The organism is Lysobacter antibioticus HS124 (assembly GCF_000336385.2).
In the GTDB taxonomy this organism is placed as follows: Bacteria; Pseudomonadota; Gammaproteobacteria; order Xanthomonadales; family Xanthomonadaceae; genus Lysobacter; species Lysobacter firmicutimachus.
Genome location: NZ_HG424516.1, coordinates 26,921 through 33,052, shown reverse-complemented (window position 1 = coordinate 33,052; position 6,132 = coordinate 26,921). Strand labels below are relative to the sequence as shown.

7 protein-coding genes are annotated in these 6,132 nt (G+C 69.9%); 3 read left to right on the top strand and 4 right to left on the bottom strand.

Features of this window, described 5'->3' with window-relative positions; translation table 11 throughout:
* Positions 1-194 precede the first annotated feature (194 nt).
* Entirely contained in the window at positions 195-659 is a 465-nt protein-coding gene (locus TX83_RS14010) for a carboxymuconolactone decarboxylase family protein (protein WP_222423768.1), read from the bottom strand.
* A 266-nt stretch (positions 660-925) separates the two neighbouring features.
* Here TX83_RS14010 and TX83_RS14005 point away from each other — a divergent pair, with 266 nt between their 5' ends.
* Positions 926-1,837, top strand: a complete 912-nt coding sequence (locus tag TX83_RS14005; protein ID WP_064748586.1) for a sigma-70 family RNA polymerase sigma factor — start codon at positions 926-928, stop codon at positions 1,835-1,837.
* 45 nt (positions 1,838-1,882) lie between these two features.
* Here TX83_RS14005 and TX83_RS14000 read toward each other — a convergent pair whose 3' ends face one another.
* Positions 1,883-2,728, bottom strand: coding sequence for a type 1 glutamine amidotransferase domain-containing protein (locus TX83_RS14000; RefSeq protein WP_064748585.1), 846 nt, complete (start codon positions 2,726-2,728; stop codon positions 1,883-1,885).
* Positions 2,729-2,754: 26 nt separating this feature from the next.
* Positions 2,755-3,447, bottom strand: coding sequence for a type 1 glutamine amidotransferase domain-containing protein (locus tag TX83_RS13995; protein ID WP_064748584.1), 693 nt, complete (start codon positions 3,445-3,447; stop codon positions 2,755-2,757).
* A 95-nt stretch (positions 3,448-3,542) separates the two neighbouring features.
* Here TX83_RS13995 and TX83_RS13990 point away from each other — a divergent pair, with 95 nt between their 5' ends.
* Positions 3,543-4,442, top strand: coding sequence for a LysR family transcriptional regulator (locus TX83_RS13990; protein WP_064748583.1), 900 nt, complete (start codon positions 3,543-3,545; stop codon positions 4,440-4,442).
* Between the two features lie 206 nt (positions 4,443-4,648).
* A complete protein-coding gene (locus TX83_RS13985; protein WP_222423767.1) occupies positions 4,649-5,452 on the top strand; it encodes a MipA/OmpV family protein in 804 nt (267 codons plus the stop codon).
* 150 nt (positions 5,453-5,602) lie between these two features.
* Here the strand turns inward: TX83_RS13985 and TX83_RS13980 are convergent, their stop codons facing one another.
* On the bottom strand, positions 5,603-6,094 hold the full coding sequence (locus TX83_RS13980; protein WP_064748582.1) for a hypothetical protein: 492 nt from the start codon (positions 6,092-6,094) through the stop codon (positions 5,603-5,605).
* Between the last annotated feature and the right edge of the window lie 38 nt (positions 6,095-6,132).

Here is a 6,132-nt window from a genome sequence, read left to right as displayed (position 1 = left end):
CCCGAGCCACCGGCGGGTGTTTCTCGATCAGGCCCGCGCCTTGTCGACCCCGCCGGCGGCGCCGCTTGCGGCGCCGTCCGAACAGACGGCCGCGCAGCAGAGCGAAACCCGCCGTGCCGTGATGAGTTGATCCATCGCGCGCGACCGCATCGACGCGAACGGCGGCCTGCGGGCCGCCGTTCGCGTTGGCGGTTTCAGGCCGTCCATGCGCCGACCGGCTGACGCACGGCGACATTGAGCCGGTTCCAGACATTGATGTTGGCGATCGCCACCACCAACGCCGCTAGCGCGGCCTCGTCGTAATGGCGCGCGGCCTCGTTCCAGATCTCGTCGGAGACCGCATCGGGGCGATCGCTGATTCGGGTCAAGGCTTCGGTCAGCGCCAGCGCGGCGCGTTCGGCGGCATTGAAGTAGGGGGCCTCGCGCCAGGCCGAGACCGCGAACAGGCGCTCGTCGCTCTCGCCAGCGTTCTTGCTCATCTTGCAGTGCATGTCCACGCACGCGCTGCAGCCGTTGATCTGGCTGGCGCGCAACTCGATCAGCATCAGCGTGGCCTCGGCCACGCCTTTGCGCTCGACCGAGGCTTTCAGCGCCCACAGCGCCTTCATGGTGTCCGGGTGGACCAGGGCCGGGTTGTTCATACGGGGCTGGATCTGCATGGGTGTGTTCCTGTGGGGTGGGTGAGCTGGGATCGGCGCGATCGCGCCGCCTCGATGGGCTGACGGGGCAGGGCGCAAAAACGTGACGATGCCGGCGGGCGCATTGCCGGTGCGCGGTGCGAGGCGCCGACATCGGGTCCGACGCGGCGGAGCGCGGGAACGTGGCAAGTTAGGCGGTGCGTCGACAAGGTGGCCGGCCCGGCGGCTGTCACACCGCGGCCCGCTGTCGCGTCGAACCTTCGAACCCATTCACAGGACGCCGCTCTATGCACGACTCCCAATGGCTGGCCGCGCAGTTCGAAAGCCAACGCGGCCATCTGCGCGCGGTCGCGCTGCGCATGCTGGGGTCGGCCAACGAGGCCGACGATGCAGTGCAGGAGGCCTGGCTGCGGCTCAGCCGCGCCGACACTCGCGAGGTCGCCAACCTGGCCGGTTGGCTGACCACGGTGGTCGCGCGGGTGGCGCTGGATGCGCTGCGCGCGCGCAAGACCCGGCGCGAGGAGTCGATGCAGTGGGAGCCGGGCGCGGACGAGACCGAGTCGGCCGACGAACCCGGCCCGGAACAGCAGGCCGTGCTCGCCGACGCGATGGGCCCGGCCTTGCTGCTGGTGCTGGAGACCTTGAATCCGGCCGAACGCCTGGCCTTCGTCCTGCACGACCTGTTCGCGGTGTCGTTCGAGGAGATCGCTCCCATCGTCGGCACCAGCGCCATCAACGCGCGCCAATTGGCCAGCCGTGCGCGGCGGCGGGTGCAGGGCGCGGCCGCGGCCGAGCGCGTGGCCGCGCCGGTCGATTCGCTGCGTCGGCGGCGGGTGGTCGACGCCTTCCTGAGTGCCTCGCGCAACGGCGACTTCGCCGGCCTGTTGACCGCACTCGACCCGGACGTGGTGCTGCGCGCCGATCCGACCGCGGTGTTGGCCAGCGTGGCGCGACAGGCCGATGGCGCGCCGAAGTTGGCCGCGTACGCGCGCGGCGCGCAGGCTGTGGCCGAGGCGTTCGAGGGGCGCGCTCAGGCGGCGCAGCCGGCGCTGATCGACGGCGAGATCGGCGCGGTATGGGCGCCGGGCGGCAGGGTGCGCGGCGCATTCCTGTTCGCCCTGGCCGGCGAGCGCATCGCCGGGATCGACGTGGTGGTCGATCCGCGGCATCTGCAGCGGTTGCGGATCGAGATCCTGTGATGCGGACCGCAAGGGGCGGCGCTGCGAGCGCGCCCTTTTTCGCGCCTACTTCAAGCGCTTGAGCAGTTCGTCGGCCACGCCCGTGGCCGAGGCCGGGTTCTGGCCGGTAATCAGTTCGCGGTCGACCACCACGTTCGCGGCCCACGGCTGGGCGTTGCTGAGGTAGGCGGCGCCGGCCTGTTCCAGGGCGGTCTGCGGATAGAAGCGCATCTGGCCGCCGCCGAGCTGCGGCTTGGCGATCTCTTCTTCCTGATTGCTGATCACGGTGACCCGGTAACCGTGATAGATCCAATGCGCCGGCGGCGGCGCCGCCCGGCCGGTGGCGGTCAGTTCGGCGGTGAAGGCCGATGCCTGCGGCAGGGTCGACAACAGCGCGATCGGGCCGTGGCAGACCAGCGCCGTGGGCTTGCCGCGACTGTGGAAGTCGGAGAGCAGCCGTCCGAGCGCCGGGCTGTGCAGCAAGTCCTGCATCGGCGCGTGGCCGCCGGGGATGTAGACCGCATCGTAGCGCGCGTAGCCTTGCTGCTCGATGCGCGCCAGGCTGACCACCGGCGAGCGCTCGCTCGAGGTCAGTGCGAGCCGTTCGAGCAAGGCCTGGTGTTCGCGTAGCGCCGCGGCGTCGCCGCCGAAATACATCGGATCGACCGAGCCTCGATCCAGCGTCGGCGCGCGCCCTTGCGGCGTGGCGAAGGTGAGCCGGTGGCCGGCGTCGAGCAGGCGCTTGACCGGTTGCATCAGCTCGTTGAGATAGAAGCCGGTAGCGAAGGTCTTGCCGTCTTTCAGGTCGAGATGGTCGGCATCGGACAGCACGACCAGCACGTTGCCGGCTTGGGCGGCGCCGGCGGCCAGGGTCATCGCGAGCGCGAGGCTCAGTTTGGAAACAAGCGTCATGTCGGGGATTCCGTAGGCAGGGTGGATCAGGCGTCGGCCAGCACGCGATCGCGCAAGGCGGCGCCGACGCCGCTGGCCGATTGCGGGTTCTGGCCGGTGATCAGGCGGCCGTCGACCACGACCTGCGCGGTCCAGTCCGGCGCGGGCTGGTGCAAGGCGCCGCGTTCGGTCAGGGTGGAGGCGAGCAGGAACGGCACGACGCGTTCGAGTCCGACCGCGCGCTCTTCGCTGTCGGTGAACGCGGCCACGCGCTTGCCGGCGACCAGGGCGTGGCCGTCGTCGAGAACCACGTTCACCAACGCCGCCGGCCCATGACAGACCGCAGCGACCGCGCCGCCGGCCTGATACACCTCGCGCGCGACCCGGGCCACGGCGGCGCTGTTGGGGAAGTCCCACATCGCACCGTGGCCGCCGGCGAAGAACACCGCCGCGTAGCGTGAGGCGTCGACCTGGTCGAGGCGCCGGGTGGTCGCGACGGCGTGGCGGAATGCGGGGTCGTTCCAGTAGCCGGCATTGACCGGATCGTCGAGGTCGAGGCCGTCCACCGGCGGCTTTCCGCCCTGGATCGAGGCGAATTCCACCGCGATCCCGGCTGCGTCGAGCTCGGCCAGCGGGTGGGTGACTTCGCCGAGGTAGTAGCCGGTCGGCTGGCCGGTGGCGCCCTTGCGGTCGTGGCTGGTCAGCACGAACAACACCGGGCGGGGCAGGACGGGGGACATGGGCGGGATCTCCTTGAGGGTGGCGCCACTGTATTGGGCGCACTTGCGGCGATAAACTTCCGGTTCGGGAAATCATTCGTGCCGTGGAGGCAAAAATGAGCCGTCGCTTCGACCACCTCGGCGACGTCGAGGCCTTCGTCGCCGTGGTCGAACACGGCTCGCTCACCGCTGCCGCCGTGGCGCTGTCGACCACGCCTTCGGTGATCAGCCGCGCCGTCGCGCGCCTGGAAACCCGGCTCGGCAGCCAGTTGTTGCGCCGGACCACCCGCCGCCAGGGCCTGACCGATGCCGGACGCTTGTACCTGGAGCAGGCGCGCGCCGCGTTCGCGTTGATCGACGACGCCGAACGCAGCATCCAGGGCGAAGACGGCGAATTGACCGGGCGGGTCCGGATCAGCGCGCCGACCACGTACGGCCACTACCGCCTGCCGCCGTTGCTGCAGTGCTTCGCCGCGCGGCATCCGCGCGTGCAGATCGAGGTCAACATCGCCAACCGCAACGTCGATCTGGTCGCGGAAGGTTTCGATCTGGCGGTGCGACTGGGCGCCTTGCCCGACAGCGGTCTGGTCGCGCGCAAGCTCGAGGACGCGGCGTTGTGCCTGGTCGCCTCGCCGGACTATCTGCGCCGCGCGGGCATGCCGGACGATCTGGCGCAACTGCGCGAGCATGTATGCCTCCCGTTCGTGATGCCCAGCACCGGCCGCCTGGCGTCGTGGTGGCTGCGCGAGGACGGCCGCGATCTGGACTGGACGCCGCCGGCGCCGTTGCTGGTGTCCGACGACGTGCTCGGCGTAGTCTCGCTGGCCGAGCAGGGCGTCGGCATCTGCCAGAGCTACGATTTCGTCGTCGCCGATCGCCTGCAGCGCGGCCGCCTGGTGGAAGTATTGCCGCAGTTGCGCGGCCGCTCGCGCCCGTTTTCGCTGATCTACGCGCCGCACCGCAGTCTGTCGGCGGCGGCGCGCGCGTTGATCGATCTGCTGGCCGGCGCGGCCTGAGCGCGCGCGACCATGCGCGAGCGCACGGCGCGTCTGCGCCGCATGCCCATTGGCCGTGCATTCACTCTGGCGCGCCATTAGCGTGTCGCCGCGCACAGCTTTGACGCGCGCACGCCAGCGCGCTTAAAGAACTCTTAAAAATCGGCGCCTAGCGTGGCCGAACGACACCGCGCGATCGCGCCGTGCGCCCCCATCGAGCCCCCTACATGCGCATGTTACGAACCTTGCCGTTGCTGATGCTGTGCCTGCCGTTGGCCGCTTTCGCCCAAGTCCGCGAAGCCGGCGAAGACCGCGCCGACCTGGCGCCATCGAACTGGAGCCTTGGCGTCGCCGCCGGCGGCCGCGGCGAACTCTACGCCGGCGAAGGCCGCCACCATCGGGTAGTGCCGTTGTTCGGCTACGAAGGCGAGCGCTTCTACCTGCGCGGCATCACCGCCGGCTATCACCTGGTGCAGAACGAACGCTTCGTCCTCGACGGCTTCCTTGCCGGCCGCCTCGACGCGATGGACGCCGACGATTTCGGCCGCCGCGCCCTGGCTTCGCACGGCATCGATCGCGACCGGCTCGATGACCGCGACGACGCCGTCGACGCCGGTATATCGGCCAGCTGGCGCGGTGCCGCCGGCGAATTGCAACTCGATCTGCGCGCCGACATCGCCGACGTCAGCGGCGGCTACGAGGCCGACCTCAGCTACCGCTACCCGATGCAGGCCGCGGGCCTGCTGATCACCCCGAGCGTCGGTGTCTCGGTGCTGTCCGCGGACCTGGCCGACTACTACTACGGCACCCTCGACGAAGAAGTCGCGCGCGGCGTGATCCGCTACCGTCCCGGGCGCGCCACCGTGCCGCACGTCGGCGTGACGCTGGCCAAGCCCTTCGCGCAGAAGTGGCGCGCGATCGCCGACTTCAACTACCAGGCCCTGCCCGACGAAATCCAGGACAGCCCGCTGATCGAAGACGACACCGACGGCGTGGTCCGCGTCTTCGTCGGCATCGCACGCAGTTTCTGAGCGCGAACCGCCGCTTTTGCTTCTGTAGGAGCGGCGTAAGCCGCGACCATGGGCCCGCAATTGTCACAGCGAGTCGCGGCTGCGCGTCGTGGCACACGTGATATCCACACAGGGCTGCTGCTTTCGAGCCTCAGCCATAACGCACGCGGATTAATCGATCCGATACACCCGCGCCTTGGGCAAATCTTCGTCCACCTGCAGGAACCAGCGCCCGGCCACGCCGGGCACGACCACGATCTCCGGCGTGTTCATCGGCTTGCGCAACGTCATGCTGCCCTTGAGCACCTTCCACTGTTGCCCGTTGTCGAGTTCGAACACCGTGCCCGGCTCCCAGCCGGCGACATCGTGCTTGAGCCGGCTCTTGATCGGCTGATCGTCCAGACCGATGTACTGGGCCGGCCCGCGCCGCGGCGCTTGGCCGGCCGCGTCCGACGCCACTGCGGCCGGCGCGTTGGCCGCATCTTTCTCCGCCGCTTCGCGCAGCATCCGGTTCAGCGTCTGCAACTGGGTCGGCGTCAGCGCGACTTCGCGCAGTTGCTCGGGGCTGAGGCGGTCTTCGATCGGGGTGTAAGACGACTGGGCCAGCGCTGGCGTGGCGGCGACGAGCAGGAGGGTCAGGATCAGGGCACGGAAAGGGCGCATGGCGAAGGACGGTGGGCCAGGAGGGCCGGTCGCGCTCA